Here is a 15,743-nt window from a genome sequence, read left to right as displayed (position 1 = left end):
AAATGTAAAAAAAGTGGTTGGGTCAGAAATAAAAACGCAATAGACAAAATTTTCTAAAAATAATACACTGAACATAACCAAATTATGTAAAAGGAGTGGTCATATGGATATTACCTTTCAAGATATTTCGCATACATTCGAACGAAGCGGTGTCCGGACCGACGTCTTGCATCAACTAAACGGTCAGTTTTCGCAAAGTGAGGTGACGGCACTCGTCGGTCCATCCGGGTCTGGAAAATCAACGTTCCTGAGTCTCCTTGGTTCACTCGATCGCCCGACGTCCGGTCAGATTCTTTATGACGGACAGGACATCACGTCTTGGAAGAACAAACGGTTATCGCAATTCCGCTCGCAAGAGATCGGCTTCATCTTCCAGCAGTTTCACTTATTACCGGCACTGACGGTGTCCGAGAACTTAAAGGTCGCCTTGTTAAAGCAAAAGACCTCTTTCAATCAAGAGGAGCGGATTCTCGAGCTGCTCGAACGGGTTGGACTCGACGATAAAAGGAATGCTTTACCGGCTCAATTATCCGGTGGACAACAACAACGGGTCGCGATTGCCCGTGCCCTGCTTCATCATCCGCAATGGATTCTCGCGGACGAGCCAACCGGTAATCTCGATTCCGTAACCGGTGACGCAATCTTCGAGTTGTTACTAGAGCTGCATCGTGAAGCCAAGTGTGGCGTTTTATTTGTCACACACGACCTAGAACTCGCCGAACGTGCTGACCGGATTCTCTTCATGCAGGATGGACGAATCGTCGAAGATCGCCGGAAGCGCACGGTGCAAAGTGTCTAAGTACTGTTAACGAGGAGGTATCTCGCGTTGCAATCGTTTCGTGCCAAATTAATCACGAGCTTCATCGGCTCGATTGTCGTTTTTCTGTTGCTATCGGTATCGACGCAGTCCGCGTATGAAGCGTTTCAGAATGCGGACTTCTCGGAACAGGAGACGACGATCGTGCGGGGATGTAATCATAATGACTTATACAATTTATTCTTCACAAAAAATAGTTGTAATTTCGATGACAAAATCGATGAGCTAGAAGACGGCATCGATTTAGGTGAGTCCGATGAACAAAATAAAAATACGGGTGGAACACCACGTGATCGAAAAGTAAAAAATCTCCCTCCGCTTTCGTTAATGAATATCGTAGAAAGTACGTCTTCTTCCAACAAACTTCTATTCTTCACCGCTGTACTTGTACTCATTGCTTTCGTAGGATACCGGATTCTTCGTCGTCGGCGACGTTCATCACAATCACGAGAATCTGAAAGTGAAGCAAACCATTGGGTCCAACCATCTCCTGAAAGTTATGTCCAACAAGCAAACCTTCAATCGATGCTTACTCCGCCTGAAGAATCATTGCGCCTGATGCTATTTGATTTTAATCAACGCTTACCACGTGCCCTCAAGCGGCGAAGCCATGAATCGTTGACAGACTGGACGGAGCGCATTCATCTGGTGACGCCACTCTCCCCTTACTTCGTCACCCGCTACGCGGCGCAAGCAGAAGCAGAAGCACTCGATGCACAAGCGATTCACCATTTCGAACAAGATCTTGCACATTATTTAAAGACGCAAATCTCCCAATAATAAGCAAAGGAGACTACATATGCTTCGTTTCGTCATCAATCACTGGCGCCGGCAGCGCGGGAAATTTATCCTGACGCTCGTCGGTGCGCTCATCATCAGTGCCGGACTCAGTTTGATGTTCAACTTGACCGACTCCAGTCAAGGAACGGTCGAACAGACATTACAAAAAAAATGGGCGTCTGCCTATGACATCGTCGTGCGACCGAAGGGAAGTCAACTTGCAAGTGAGTCAAATGATTTACTTGAACCGAACTATTTGAATGGAATCGATGGTGGGATTTCCTTCAAACAATACGAAACCATCAAAAAAATGAACGACATTGAAATTGCGGCACCCGTCGCCGTGATGGGTTATGCAAGCATCAATGTTAACGTTCCGAAGGTCTTAAAATTCCCAAAAGAAGACGGAGTATATCGGTTAACGACGCAAGAATACGATGACTCGGGTATTAAAAAAGAGCGCCTTTATGATCAGTCCTATCATATTGCCCAGGGATTAAAAAATCCTGCTCCAGAAAAGAAAACATTCTCTACCAGACCGATACAAGAGTTTTCGAATCTTACGATGAATCACCTGACACTTCTCGTTGCAATCGATCCAGACGCAGAAGCTAAACTTGTCGGACTAGACAAGAGTATTCTTAAAGGTAAAAATTCACGGTATTTTAAAGAAACGGACCAATATCGTAAAGGAGGAAGTGATGGCTCATTCCATACCATCCCAGTCATCATCGATCCCGATGCCGTGAGTCGCGGTAATTTTTCATTTAAAGTCGAAAAATTAAAGGTACCTTTCTCGACTGCCAAAGAGCAACACTCGTTTATCAATCGTCTTGCAAAAGAAGATCTGCACAAAACGTCGTTTAATTCATCTTTAAATGACTACCCAGCAAAAGTTCTACAGAAGGAAACAGTTTCCGTCATGGATATGCAACGTATTTTTCTAAATTCATTGAATGGAAAAACGACACGATTCATGAATCGTGACGCTACTGGTTCCACTGAGGTAGGTCTATTCTTTAAAACGAGTCCACTAAAATACAAGTCTACTAAAAGTCCCTTTCCTACACGCTGGTCCAATGCGTATGCCGTTGAAACAGCTCCAACAAAATTAAAAAATTGGAGTTTTTCTGAAACTAATGTCCCTACATTCGGTTATCGCTCGATTCAATCGACGGGTAAAAAATTTAACTCGAAAGATCCGGGAATGCTCCCTTACGTCGTACCTTATTTTTCGATGGACATCATCGGACAATATGATGCTGACAACATTCGGGTTTCAAAAGATCCGTTAAATCAGTTACCGATGGAGACGTACAGACCATCAACGGCTGATTTAGTTCTTGACGAAAAACAACAACCGATCAATCCAGCTCGAAAAATTCAATCGTCTGGAAACCCGGTCGGACTACTGACAAACTCACCGCATATTCTAACAACACTTGATGTTGCAAAAGAGACATATGGTGAAAAATCGATTTCGTCGATTCGTCTAAAAATCAAAGGGGCTTCGACCGTCAGTGAAGAGTCAGAACAATTACTCCAAGACGTGAAGCAACAAATCGAGCGAGAAACCGGGCTCATCGCTACGATCACTAAGGGTTCTTCCCCGCAACCCGTCGTCACAAAAGTCGTCGAACAAGGCAAGACACTCGGTTGGATTGAACAACCATGGGTTCATATCGGTGCTGCGATGACAATCTTCCGAGAGACGAGCGTTGGGTTCTCCGGTGTTATCTTCGCGATGCTTGCTGTCGCGATCGTCTATGTCCTCGCGACGAGTTATGTCTCCATGCTCGCCCGCCGGAAAGAATTCGCTGTCTTACTCGCACTCGGCTGGCGGACGAAGGATCTCTACAAAATCGTCTTGATCGAGGCGGTAATCCTCGCCGGATTCGTCTCGACGATTGCCTTGATTGTCGAAGGAATCTTCTCAATCGTTCGGAGCGAAGCGATGAACGGCTGGAGTCTCCTCTGGATCACGCTGTTCAGTCTCGTCATCTACCTGGCTGGTGCGACCTGGTCGGCGTGGACGATCCGTCGCATCTCACCATACGAAGCGATCAAGACCGGTGAATACGCGAAAGCGGCTCGTGTCGGACTGAAGCTTCGTTCGACCGCGACACTCACACTAAAGGAACTGATCGGGAAATGGAAGCGCAATAGCCTGTCCGTCCTCTCGATTGCTTTACCGACAGCTCTTTTGACCTTCTTCCTGTTCGTGACGTTCCATTTACAGGGTGTCCTTTACACGTCGTGGCTTGGTCAGTTCGTCGCCCTGCAAGTCGGTCCAATGCATTACGTGACAATGGGTGTTGCGATCACGATCGCTATTTTAACGACGGGTGAGATCATGTGGCAAAACGTCACCGATCGCCGTGCATCTCTCGCCGTCTTAAAAGCGCTCGGCTGGACGAACGGCGCAATCCGACAGTTGATTGTCCTCGAAGGTTTCCTTGTTGGTCTGATTTCTGGAGTCATTGGGCTGATTGTCGCCTACACGACGATTTACGTTCTATACGATCTTGTTCCCTGGAATGAGCCGTTGTTGATTGGCGTATCGCTCGCCTTACCGATTCTGTTCGGTGTTATCGCGGCGTTCATCCCAGCACAACTGGCCGCTCGTGTTCAACCGTATCAAGAACTGAAAGATGCATCTTAATATTTGGCGGAGGGGCAACAGACGTTGTCCCTCCGCCAAAGGAGGAAATCTATGTTACCGACATCGATTTATTCGTTATCAGCAGGAGCGGTCGTCTTGAATGACCAAAACGAGATTCTTTTGATCCAAGGACCAGATCGCGGTTGGGAGTTTCCGGGTGGCATCGTCGAGCCTGGGGAAAGTGCAGCTGACGGTATCATTCGCGAAGTCAAAGAAGAGTCTGGAATTGAGATTGAAATCGTGAAATTTTGCGGCATCTATCAAAATCTCGAGGCGAATGTCTGTGCGACCTGTTGGCTTGCAAAAGCGATTGGTGGTCAACCGCAGACGAGCAGCGAAAGTTTAGCAGTCGGTTTTTTCCCGCTCGAAGAAGTGTTACGACGCGTAACGTGGTCGAACTTCAGCGAACGAATCATACATATCTTAGATGAACAGTCTCATCCGTTTTTCGTAGCTTTTACCCCATAAAAGGAGGAATGACGATGTTTCGTTTTGTCTTAAACCAGTGGCGCCGGCAACGTGGAAAATTCATTTTGACGCTCGTCGGTGCGCTCATCATCAGCGCTGGACTCAGTCTGATGTTCAACTTGACCGATTCAAGTCAGGGTACGGTCGAACAGACGTTACAAAAGAAATGGTCGTCCGCGTATGATATCGTCGTTCGACCGAAAGGCAGTCAGATGTCGACGGAGTCGAATGATTTGCTGGAGCCCAACTACTTAAACAGTATTACAGGTGGTATTTCTTTCGCACAGTATGAAAAAATCAAACAGATCGAGGATGTGGACATTGCCGCGCCAGTAGCGGTGATAGGATATGCCAATATCGGTCTAACCATCAAAGATCAGATGACAGCTCCGAAAGCCCCTGGGTTCTATCGCATTTCTCGCACGGAGTACAGTGATTCCGGATTGAAGAAGGAGAAGCTCTTCACGACCAACATCCATGCCATCAAGAGTGACGTCTCTTCTGAATTACGCATCCCAAACCTCGATAACTTCTTCGTCGAGGATATCAACCCTTCGAAGATGGCGATGATTGTCGCAATCGACCCGGAACAAGAAGCACGCCTCGTCGGTCTCGATAAAAGCGTCAAGAAAAGTCCCACATCCCGTTATTTCGAAGAGACGGACCAAGCAAATCCGACATCTAATGTCGTTAACGGTTTTACGTTACCGATCCTCATCAATCCGAATACTTCAGATGCGGGATATACCGACTTTAAAATCGAACGGCTTGATTTACCATTTAAAACGGAACAACAACAGACGGAGACGATCGACCGCCTCCAACAGCAATCAGAACTACAGGATTATTTAGGAACGATTAAAAGTAAAACACTCGAAACGAAACGTATTTCCGCAAAACGTCTAGATTCACTGTTGTTCAATGCTTTAGCAAAACCAGATTCCGTGAAACGAAAAGAACTTGAAGTCACCTCATCTGGACAGCTACTCTACCGGACGGGAGCTTTAAACTATACTGCAACCGATAGCCCGTTTCCGAAGCGATGGAGTCAAGCCTACTCGTTGAACAGCGAGACGCTTCAAACTGATCAATCGCTTTTTGATATTCCCATCCTCCCCTCAAAAGGATACCGTCCCGTCAAGTTCAGCAAGATGAAAGTCAAAGATACAGACACGAAAGAAGTATCTGAACTTACTCCAACCGTCGACTTTGATGTCATCGGATTGTTTGACCCGAAAAAAATCACAGTATCCAAAGATCCGTTGAATGAACTACCGTTAGAAACGTATCGCCCGGCGACCGCTAATCTGGTCCTTGATGCAACAGGAAAGCCGATCAATCCGTCACCTACCATCAATTCATCGAATAACCCGGTTGACCTATTGACGGGTTCACCGAATATTTTAACGACCTTAAACGCCGCTCAACTGATCAACGGAAAACAATCCATTTCGTCCATCCGTTTAAAAATCAGTGGTGCCAAACAGATGGGTGAGAAGTCCGAACAATTACTCCAAGACGTGAAGCAACAAATCGAGCGAGAAACCGGTCTCATCGCTACGATCACCAAAGGTTCCTCTCCTCAACCGGTCGTCACGAAGGTGATCGATGACGGGAAGACGCTCGGTTGGATTGAACAACCTTTGATCCACATCGGTGCTGCGATGACAATCTTCCGCGAGACGAGCGTCGGGTTCTCCGGTGTCATCTTCGCGATGCTTGCCGTAGCCATCGTCTATGTCCTCGCGACGAGCTATGTCTCGATGCTCGCCCGCCGGAAAGAATTTGCCGTCTTACTCGCTCTCGGCTGGCGGACGAAGGACCTCTACAAAATCGTTTTGATCGAGGCGGCGATCCTCGCTGGACTCGTTTCAACAATCGCCTTGATCGTCGAAGGCATCTTCTCATATGTCCGTAATGAAGCGATGAACGGCTGGAGCCTCCTCTGGATCGCGCTATTCAGTCTTGTCATCTACCTCGCTGGCGCCGCTTGGTCGGCGTGGACGATTCGCCGCATCTCACCGTACGAAGCGATCAAAACAGGCGAGTATGCAAAGGCGGCTCGTGTCGGACTAAAGCTTCGTTCGACCGCGACACTCGCACTAAAGGAACTGATCGGGAAATGGAAGCGCAATAGCCTGTCCGTCCTCTCAATCGCTCTACCGACGGCACTGCTGACGTTCTTCTTATTCGTGACGTTCCATTTACAAGGTGTTCTTTATACGTCTTGGCTTGGTCAATTCGTTGCCCTGCAAGTCGGTCCGATGCATTACGTGACGATGGGTATTGCGATCACGATCGCTATTTTGACGACGGGAGAGATTATGTGGCAAAACGTCACCGATCGCCGCGCTTCACTTGCCGTCTTAAAAGCACTCGGCTGGACGAACGGCGCGATCCGTCAGTTGATCGTCCTCGAAGGCTTCCTCGTCGGTTTAATTTCCGGCATCATTGGACTGATCGTTGCCTATTCGACGATTTATGTCTTGTACGATCTCGTTCCGTGGAATGAACCGTTGTTGATTGGCGTATCGCTTTCCTTACCGATTCTGTTCGGTGTCATCGCTGCCTTTATCCCAGCACAACTGGCCGCACGTGTCCAACCGTATCAAGAACTAAAAGATGCTTCGTAAACTAAGGAGTTGTACACATGAATTCTATTCAGGCAATATTTCTTGACCGGGACGGAACGATTGGTGGAGATGCCACCGTCCACTACCCTGGAACGTTTGCGTTATTTTCTTACGTTCCTTCGCTAATCGAACGCTTACGTAATCAAGGGATTTTACTGATTGCGTTTACGAATCAACCTGGTATCTCAAAAGGCTTGGCCCGCGAAGAGGATTTTCGAACAGAATTACAGAGCTTCGGCTTTGATGATACGCTGATTTGTCCGCATGCAGCGGAAGATCGCTGCACTTGTCGCAAACCATCACCAAATTTATTATGGCAGGCACAAGCAAAACACGATCTCCGACTCGAGCAATGTGTCGTCATCGGGGATCGCTGGAGTGATATGATGGCTGCTGCGCACGCCGGGTGTATCAAAATCTTAGTTCGAACCGGTGCCGGAGAGAGCTCCATTCGTGATTACGCTGACCGAATGGAACAAGCAAACGTTGACTACATTGCCGACAACTTGACGGACGCGATCGCTTGGCTCGATACGCAAAACTGAATAAACGAAAAGGCGCGCTTCCACAATGGAAGTCGCGCCTTTGTTATTTCTTCGAACGTTTTGGTTGAGAAGATGCGTAGACACTAACCGCTAACACAAATAAGATTGCAAACCATGTCCAAAATGACATGTTATCGCCTCCTTTAAATAATGCGTAGGTACTTTAACTATCTTCTTTTTATTACCAATAAATCCCTGCAATCATTTATTAGCGATTTTTCGTAATAGATAAAGCGCGTAGATGATCGATGGAACAGCCATCGCCATGAGGATGATATGGACACTTCCGAATAACACGTTCATAGCTAGATTAAAATCTGACACTTTTTTTCCTCCTATATTTCAATGGTTCTCTTATATTTATTCTACTATAATATTACATTCACTATATTTTGAACCCTTACAATTATGTAATAATTTTCAATTCTCCTTCATTATGAAGGGATTCACGTTACACTGAACGTACGAAACAGAGGTGAATATGTTGCAATTAACATTTGAGTACATGCCTTATTATTACGATGATGATCTTCAATTGATTCCAAATGATTTTTCAGACCCTGATAATTTGCGCTTCGTCATCGAACAAGACTACACGTCAGCTTTTAGCATCTTTACGAATCCAGACGATGAATCCTCCTCGTTTGAAAGTTCATTTCTTGAGCAGTGGTTTCATCGATTACAAGCTTTCCCACTATTCGTCTGTGTAGAGGTGAATCGTTATGACAAAGAAGAGTTTGAAGCGTTATGTCGCTTTTGTTCAATTACATATAATGATTTAACACCACTTGCGGACAAACGTTTCATCGTCGCTGAACTGAAACATGTTACCGATTTTCAACACCTGTATTCTTACTTACATTCCCACGCGAGTTGGAATGATCTTGTCATCTGGTCGACCAAACCAAATGTCTTCCGGATTGAATACCGAACGCACTACTACTCCGAAAGACCAGAAAAAACGGTCATCGTCTCCATGCAGGAAAACATGTCTATCTTTGCGTTCAGCTACGATGCAGATGTCGTGAATGTTGTTTCGAATCAACCGTTTTTTGAGACGGCCGATCGCCTGTTTAATACCTTACCCGACTTCGTCGTTCCGACCTTAGTTGACGATACAGAAGACGTACAAGAAAAGGAGTGAATCCTTTGGATCCTTTAACAAAACAGCTAATTGAATACATTCTCGAGAAGTATCAGTTAAATGATTACATTCTCTATGAGTCATCTTTCGCTCGACACAAAATAAACGACCAAACCGTCTACTCTTTTGAAACGTTTTGGATTCCGCGAGGTGCATCGGTTATCGAGGAAGAGGATGGCACGATGCTTCCCGAAGGAACCGTGCAGATTACGATTGACCCTGTTACGAAACGAACGACGACGTTATCCTTACACGGTCCGACCTCGATTCATTCCGTTCCGAACGATTTACGTGATCCAACCACTCGGATGGCTTGGATCGAATCAGAGACCGACATGATCCATGGTACGCATTTTATGGTAGAAGAAGAAAACGACACTTTTTTTAGTTATGTGAGTTGTCATGAAGGGATTCGGCTGTCTCCCGGTTGTTTCATTCATCTGACGTTAACGGACAACGGTCAACTCGATGAGTTGTTCCTATACGGTCCTCATCCGCTTGATCATCATGTGAAACAGGAACCTTTCGCCTTAACGCTCGAGGACATCGAATCGCTAACTAAACAACAACTAAAATGGTTCTCCTATACAAAACCAGGACATCAATACGCGCATACCGTCGTCGAGACGGTCGTGACGCAAGAAGGGTCTATCCTTGTGCCTAGTAAACTGGATTTCACGTCGTCACTCGATCGAAATGACATCTTAACGTGGACAAATCCGTCCTCTTCAATTCTCAAACGCCATCCTATCCAATCAGCAGCAAGCGTGACAGCAGAGGATGTGATCACGCAATCCGAACATCCTGATTTTCGTCCGATCCAGCAAAAGACGGTGAACGCCTGTCGAATTACGATTCAAGAAATCGTCCAAAACGTCTACCCTAGTGAATCAGGACAATGGGCGATTCGTCACATTTACCGGCAACATCCCTACCTTGCTGTCAAATTGTCACGCGCGCATCCGACGTCCTATGTTGATCAGCATCGGCGCGTCACGATTCTCCTTGACGAAAAGACGCTTCACTGGATTAGCTTGACCGACGATCAGGAACTCCATACCGTGTGCGATTCCGTTAGCGCACCGGAGCTCGAAGATGAGCAGCAAGACATCATCTTCAACGCATTACGTCCGTACCTTTTACTCACGCCGCGTTATGTGTTTGCCGCTTCAAAAGGTCAATACGTTCTTTGTGGCTTGCTTGACTCGAACCATGCTTACTTACCGGCAACAAATGAAGTCGTTTTATTGCGCAATCTATAAAGTGAAGATAGATACGAAGGAGTGAACGAGTTGCATCCATTAACGAAAGATTTAATCTCCCATATTCAAGATAAATATCAACTGAACGATTATGTTTTACATGAAACCTTCTATCGCCGTGAAAAAATTCGTGGTGAAACGCAATATTCGCTTGAGACGTGTTGGTTCCCCATCAATCACGGCCCTTGGTCTGAAGACGAGAGTTATCCAGACGGTACGATAGAGATTCAAGTCGATACAGCTACACGACGAACGACATCAATCAACAAACATGGTGATGTCACAATTTATTCTCTTCCAGAGGACTTGCGTGATTCAGACACACAAACTTCCTGGCTAGAGCAAGAATTAGGAATGACGTTCGACCAGGAGTTCATGTTACTGAAGCACCAAGATTCGCTGTATCAGTATGTCAGCTGCCAAAACGGAATTCGCCTCTTCCCTGGTTTTTTCATTTCGCTTGAATTGACGGACGACGGAGCGCTTGATTTTTTCAGTGTGTATGGAACCCCCGCCCTGAGCAACAATTATCCGACTGAATCGTTTTCACTGTCACCTGTTCAAATCACACCGATCATTACAGAACAGATACGGTTCTTTTCAGCTCCTGGTGATCAACAACGAATACAGGCGCATACAATCGAGGAAATCTTTGTTTCTCAAAACGACTCGCTCACGTATCCCTTTAGTGATCCAGACACTTCGTCCGTTGCCATGAATGAGATCGTGACATGGGACAAACCATCTACGTTCTCCTACACGCGCAAATTGATTAAACGGAGAGACGCCGTCACGGCACGCGATGCCGAAGCTCAAACGCCACACCCGGATTACCGACCGTTGACCGATGGGACATTGATGACTTGTAAGTCAATTGCTGTAGACCTCATCGCTGCGGAGTATCCTGAGGAGTCAGGAGCGTGGACGATTCAGGAAATCTATCGGGATTTTCCATTCATTAACGTGAAAGTACGCCGAACACATGACGACCCAAATCTCGCTCATAAACGTCGTTTGACGATTCTCCTGATTGAAGAAACTTATGAAGTCAGCCTAATCGTTGATAACGAGTCGATTATCGCGCTCTACCATGACTCGTCACAACCGTTGCCTAATAGCGTGCCGAAAAAAGCCATACGTGACGCACTCATGCCTTATCTGACATTAAAGCCATATTATGTCTTCGACCATGCGCTCGATCAGTACGTCCTCTGCGGACTACTCGACTCCGTTCATGCTTACTTACCGGCAACGAACGAAGTAGTTTTATTGCGCGACTTATGAGTTAGTTCAGCCATTGATCTATCCGATTCCTTATTGCTTTTGGAAGAACGAGTCGTCTCAGCTGTTCCAGTCGCTCATGGTCCACTTCCTGTTTCGTGAGATACTGTTCAATCATCGCGACCTTTTGTTCCCGTCCTGGAATCAGTTGATAGATGACGTACCAATCGATGAGTGCCATGAACGGACGTCCAGTTGAATCAATCGATTGTTCATCAAACGGATAGATGAACACGCCCTCACCATGACGAATCTGCAGTCCGCTCATCAAATCGATATCGATTCCTTCGATGATAAATTCCTGGAACACTTCCGTCGCATAAAGTGACGTCTTGTCTTGTTCGACGACAGTCCCCATGTCCGCCAACAGTTGGACTGCTCGTTCGGCGTCCGCTAACGCGACGACGAGATCGATGTCGCGCGGTACAACTGGTAGTCCATGCTGCGCCAACAATAATGAACCACCGATACCAAAATGAATCCGTTCTCGCTGCAAACAAACGACGACTTTTTCTAAGACTTGCTCAAGACTCATCGCCGGAACCCCGCTGCTCGAAACGGTCCTTCCATCGAAATCGTAAAGATGATTCGCGCAATTTCATCCGGTGATGTCTCGTTTGGGTGGCTCAACCAGGATTCGATGACACCGAGATGGGCGGCTGAGAGATAGGCAATGAGATAATTTTCTGGAACAAGCCGTTTTCCTTGTTCCGGTAGTCCCGAGAACAGAATCTGTTGCATGTAATCACGGACTCGCTTCCGAAACATCCCGTCACTCGTCGGACTGAGTAAGATCCGCATCAGCGTCCGGTGTTCATAAAGAAACGTTAGAAACGGGATGATTCGTCGGTATGGTGAGTCCTCCGTTTTGTTGATCAGGACGAATGGAATCTCGCGTTCGAACGTCGCTTCGATCTTTTCAAAAACCTCATTCGTCATCCGCTCGAGCAGTTCGTATTTATCCGCGTAATGATGGTAGAACGTCCCGCGATTGACTTCCGCCCGTTCCGTCAACAACTTAATTGTCACGGCGTCAAATCCAACTTCGTCGATCAGCTGAAGGAACGTCTCGCGTATCCTCCGGTCGGTCCGGATAACGCGTAAATCCTGTTTTTTCATCGAAATCGCCTCTTTCTTCAACATTTTATCGAGATGTGTCGCTTAAGCGACAGATGAACGTTAACTGGTCATTGCTCCCAGTTTCTCTCCCTTTTATAATGAAATTAATCAACACGTTGTTCAATAATTATTTCATAAAAGGAGGGAGAATACGATGGATCTACAATTACAAGGTGTATCAAAATCATTTCATCAACAGAATGTCCTCCAACAGATTGATCTTTTGATTCCGTCCGGTGAAATTTGTGGTTTGCTCGGTCCGTCAGGTTCCGGAAAGACGACATTGATTCGTTTAATGATTGGTGCAATCCAAGCAGACGCAGGTTCGATTCAGATTGGCGACACTTCGATACCAAATTTCAAGATGTTATCGCAGATTGGTTTCATGCCACAAAACGATGCCTTATACGAGGATTTATCTGGCCTTGCGAACCTGCAATTTTTCGGTTCCTTATACAATATGTCCCGTCAGGATTTAGCAAAACGAATCGACGAGGTCTTGACACTCGTCGATTTAACGAATGATCGAAAAAAGCTCGTTCGCCATTATTCCGGCGGGATGAAGAAACGATTGTCCCTCGCCATCTCGATCCTGCATCGCCCTAGCGTCCTATTTCTGGATGAGCCGACCGTCGGGATCGATCCAGTGTTACGTCGCCAGATTTGGAATCAATTCCAAGCGATCCGTACGCAAGGCACGACGATCGTCGTTTCGACCCATGTCATGGATGAAATCAACGAATGCGACCGGGCAGCACTGATCTATAACGGTCGGATCATCGCCTACGATCCGCTCGACCGTTTACTTGCGCAGACTGAAAACGGTCAGGTCGAGGAACTGTTCCTGCTCGCTGGAAAGGACGTGACGTAATGTGGCAACTCGCACGACGGGTCATCCGTCAAACGTTGAACGATAAACGAAGCGTCGGACTGATTTTGCTTGCTCCATTACTAATCTTCACCTTGATCTATTTCCTACTTGGAAACGATGATTACACGCCTGTCGTCGCTATCAGTCAAGATGTACCGGCTCCAGTCTCGCAAGCGATCGAAAAACAGGATCTGTCGATTAAAACATATAACGGCAGCGATGCTGACGCCTATCTAAAGGATCATGAAACGGTCGACGTCGTCTTAGATATGAAAGACAATCAGCTAGCGTTGAACCTCCGCGAACCTTCAACGAAAAGTTCAAAAGCGTTACGTGAGATTCAAGCTGGATTGGCATCCCTGCAACCGACGATGCAACTCGAGACGAACTATCTTTACGGAAATGTCGATCAATCGACGTTTGATGCGCTTGGTTTCGTCTTTTTATCCTTGTTCTCCTTCTTTTTCGTCTTTATCTTATCGGCAATGGCACTCGTCAAGGAACGCAGTGGCGGCACGCTCGAGCGATTGATGATGACACCAATTCGCCAAACCGACGTCATCTTCGGCTATACGCTCGGCTATAGCGTCTTCGCTTCCATCCAGGCAATTCTTGTCGTCCTGTACGCGACGACCGTTCTTGACTTACCATCTGAAGGCTCGATCATCTGGGTCTTTCTGACGATGCTTGGACTTGCCGTCGTCGCAGTCTTGTTCGGCGCAACGATTTCAATCTTTGCTCAGTCTGAATTACAAGTCGTCCAGTTGATTCCCTTTACGATCATTCCGCAGATTTTCTTCTCGGGCTTGATTCCGCTTGATTTAATCCCGTATGGACTCGGTAACATCGGATATATCACCCCGATTTTCTACGGAGCGAGCGCGATCAAGGAGGTGCTCGTCTACGGCAACGGTTGGTCAAGCATCTGGCCGTACTGGCTTGGATTATTCCTCTATGGTGCAGTGTTGTTCCTGTTGAACATGCTCGCTCTCAATAAATATCGCGGACACCAAAAAAGACACGGCTGATTACACGAGCCGTGTCTGATTTTGCTTAAGCTGTTCAAGGAAAACAGTCCGTCGAGAAGGATCAAGTGTCTGTTCTGCCACGTCGGCATACCGAACGAGCTGATACATCTCATACGGAACCGTGACCTCTAAACGTGTTAACCACTCCGTCAGCGTCTCATGTGTCCGTCGCTGTTGCGCTGGAGCAAGTGACCGATTGAACGCGCGCACTGCTTCACGAATTTTTGAATCAAGAATACTGTCTTCTGATGAGGACTGGACTTCAGGCGTTAGCGTTAGCGATAGAGCGGTTCGTTTTGGTTGATGCCTTGGTGGAAATGACCACTGCATGCGGTTGAATCGTTGTCGACGATACAGATAGAAGATGATCACTAAAGCGACAATCCAAGGAGTCACACGAGCGATTTGATTGATCGCATCCGTCAAGAAACCTCGTCCAAGCTCAATCGGTTTTTTCTTTTTAGGTTCCTTCCGATATCCTTCGTGCCCGCTTTTTGAAGAATCCAGTTGTTTGATGATTTGCTCTTTTTTCGCATAGATGACCTTTTTAGTCGGTAAAATCGTACTCGGAACACGTACCCAGTTTCCTGTCGATTGATCAATCGGTGGATCGATCAATGCCTGATACGATAGTTTTACACCTACGACGCCTAAAAATAGTACTAGGCACGTCATGAAAGTCATTCCAATGATTCGACGTCTCATTTCATCCTGCACCTCCAAACCGACTTAAAATCCTTGACACAAGACCTTTTCCCATATGTTACCATGAAAGGAGGCGATTCAGATGAGTTACGAAAAAGTATTTCAAATGCCGATGCAGCAGCTGTATCAGGTATACCGTCAAAAAGTCGAGCGCAAGCAACGGACGCAAGACGAGCTTGATGACGTGCTGTTCTGGTTGACCGGACACACGCAATCAACTCTTGAACAAGCCATACAAACCCAAACTGTCGCAGCCTTTTTCGAGCACGCACCCGACCTGAACGAACGCCGATTTTTAGTCACTGGCGTCATCTGCGGGATTCGTGTGGAAAATCTAACGGATCCGCACATTCGTAACATCCGGATTCTCGACAAACTCGTCGATGAGTTGGCGAAAGGAAAAGCGTTAGCTAAAATCTTACGATAAG

16 protein-coding genes are annotated in these 15,743 nt (G+C 46.6%); 12 read left to right on the top strand and 4 right to left on the bottom strand.

Annotation, left to right across the window (positions count from 1 at the left end; translation table 11 throughout):
* Positions 1–103: 103 nt before the first annotated feature.
* From KNQ18_RS06250 to KNQ18_RS06225, 6 genes are read left to right on the top strand one after another with little or no spacing between them, the layout of a single operon-like run.
* Positions 104–799, top strand: a complete 696-nt coding sequence (locus KNQ18_RS06250; protein ID WP_023468400.1) for an ABC transporter ATP-binding protein — start codon at positions 104–106, stop codon at positions 797–799.
* A 27-nt stretch (positions 800–826) separates the two neighbouring features.
* Positions 827–1,597 carry a hypothetical protein gene (locus KNQ18_RS06245; protein ID WP_215084143.1) on the top strand — a complete coding sequence of 257 codons (771 nt, stop codon included), beginning with the start codon at positions 827–829 and terminating at the stop codon, positions 1,595–1,597.
* Between the two features lie 19 nt (positions 1,598–1,616).
* Entirely contained in the window at positions 1,617–4,259 is a 2,643-nt protein-coding gene (locus KNQ18_RS06240) for an ABC transporter permease (RefSeq protein ID WP_215084141.1), read from the top strand.
* Between the two features lie 51 nt (positions 4,260–4,310).
* Positions 4,311–4,727: an NUDIX hydrolase gene (locus KNQ18_RS06235; RefSeq protein ID WP_214723299.1), complete on the top strand. Its 417-nt coding sequence runs from the start codon at positions 4,311–4,313 to the stop codon at positions 4,725–4,727.
* Between the two features lie 14 nt (positions 4,728–4,741).
* Positions 4,742–7,360, top strand: a complete 2,619-nt coding sequence (locus KNQ18_RS06230) for an ABC transporter permease (RefSeq protein WP_215084138.1) — start codon at positions 4,742–4,744, stop codon at positions 7,358–7,360.
* 17 nt (positions 7,361–7,377) lie between these two features.
* Positions 7,378–7,905 (top strand): HAD-IIIA family hydrolase, encoded by a 528-nt coding sequence (locus KNQ18_RS06225; protein ID WP_064299819.1) that lies wholly within the window; start codon positions 7,378–7,380, stop codon positions 7,903–7,905.
* 201 nt (positions 7,906–8,106) lie between these two features.
* Here KNQ18_RS06225 and KNQ18_RS17405 read toward each other — a convergent pair whose 3' ends face one another.
* Positions 8,107–8,229 carry a hypothetical protein gene (locus tag KNQ18_RS17405; RefSeq protein ID WP_255359375.1) on the bottom strand — a complete coding sequence of 41 codons (123 nt, stop codon included), beginning with the start codon at positions 8,227–8,229 and terminating at the stop codon, positions 8,107–8,109.
* Positions 8,230–8,386: 157 nt separating this feature from the next.
* Between KNQ18_RS17405 and KNQ18_RS06220 the strand changes: the two genes are divergently transcribed.
* From KNQ18_RS06220 to KNQ18_RS06210, 3 genes are read left to right on the top strand one after another with little or no spacing between them, the layout of a single operon-like run.
* A complete protein-coding gene (locus tag KNQ18_RS06220) occupies positions 8,387–9,049 on the top strand; it encodes a hypothetical protein (protein ID WP_215084136.1) in 663 nt (220 codons plus the stop codon).
* Between the two features lie 5 nt (positions 9,050–9,054).
* Complete coding sequence (locus tag KNQ18_RS06215; RefSeq protein WP_215084135.1) at positions 9,055–10,311, top strand: hypothetical protein; 1,257 nt, start codon at positions 9,055–9,057, stop codon at positions 10,309–10,311.
* A gap of 30 nt (positions 10,312–10,341) precedes the next feature.
* Positions 10,342–11,595 (top strand): hypothetical protein, encoded by a 1,254-nt coding sequence (locus KNQ18_RS06210; protein WP_215084132.1) that lies wholly within the window; start codon positions 10,342–10,344, stop codon positions 11,593–11,595.
* A gap of 1 nt (position 11,596) precedes the next feature.
* Here KNQ18_RS06210 and KNQ18_RS06205 read toward each other — a convergent pair whose 3' ends face one another.
* Positions 11,597–12,127 carry a nucleotidyltransferase family protein gene (locus KNQ18_RS06205; protein ID WP_174316350.1) on the bottom strand — a complete coding sequence of 177 codons (531 nt, stop codon included), beginning with the start codon at positions 12,125–12,127 and terminating at the stop codon, positions 11,597–11,599.
* Positions 12,124–12,711, bottom strand: coding sequence for a TetR/AcrR family transcriptional regulator (locus KNQ18_RS06200; RefSeq protein ID WP_215084130.1), 588 nt, complete (start codon positions 12,709–12,711; stop codon positions 12,124–12,126). The genes KNQ18_RS06205 and KNQ18_RS06200 overlap by 4 nt, the downstream gene beginning before the upstream one ends.
* Before the next feature lie 154 nt (positions 12,712–12,865).
* Here KNQ18_RS06200 and KNQ18_RS06195 point away from each other — a divergent pair, with 154 nt between their 5' ends.
* Entirely contained in the window at positions 12,866–13,582 is a 717-nt protein-coding gene (locus KNQ18_RS06195) for an ABC transporter ATP-binding protein (protein WP_215084128.1), read from the top strand.
* Positions 13,582–14,610: an ABC transporter permease gene (locus KNQ18_RS06190; protein WP_214770240.1), complete on the top strand. Its 1,029-nt coding sequence runs from the start codon at positions 13,582–13,584 to the stop codon at positions 14,608–14,610. Before KNQ18_RS06195 ends, KNQ18_RS06190 begins: the two co-directional genes overlap by 1 nt.
* Here KNQ18_RS06190 and KNQ18_RS06185 read toward each other — a convergent pair whose 3' ends face one another.
* Entirely contained in the window at positions 14,611–15,315 is a 705-nt protein-coding gene (locus KNQ18_RS06185) for a hypothetical protein (RefSeq protein ID WP_215084127.1), read from the bottom strand.
* A gap of 82 nt (positions 15,316–15,397) precedes the next feature.
* Here KNQ18_RS06185 and KNQ18_RS06180 point away from each other — a divergent pair, with 82 nt between their 5' ends.
* The gene (locus KNQ18_RS06180; protein ID WP_050678012.1) at positions 15,398–15,742 is read left to right on the top strand and encodes a DUF2200 domain-containing protein; all 345 of its coding nucleotides are present in this window, start codon (positions 15,398–15,400) and stop codon (positions 15,740–15,742) included.
* Position 15,743 lies beyond the last annotated feature (1 nt).

Origin of the sequence: Exiguobacterium sp. s78, assembly GCF_018618985.1 — a bacterium.
GTDB lineage: Bacteria > Bacillota > Bacilli > Exiguobacteriales > Exiguobacteriaceae > Exiguobacterium_A > Exiguobacterium_A abrahamii.
Note: the sequence above shows the minus strand (reverse complement) of the source record. Positions and strands in the feature narration are given on the sequence as shown.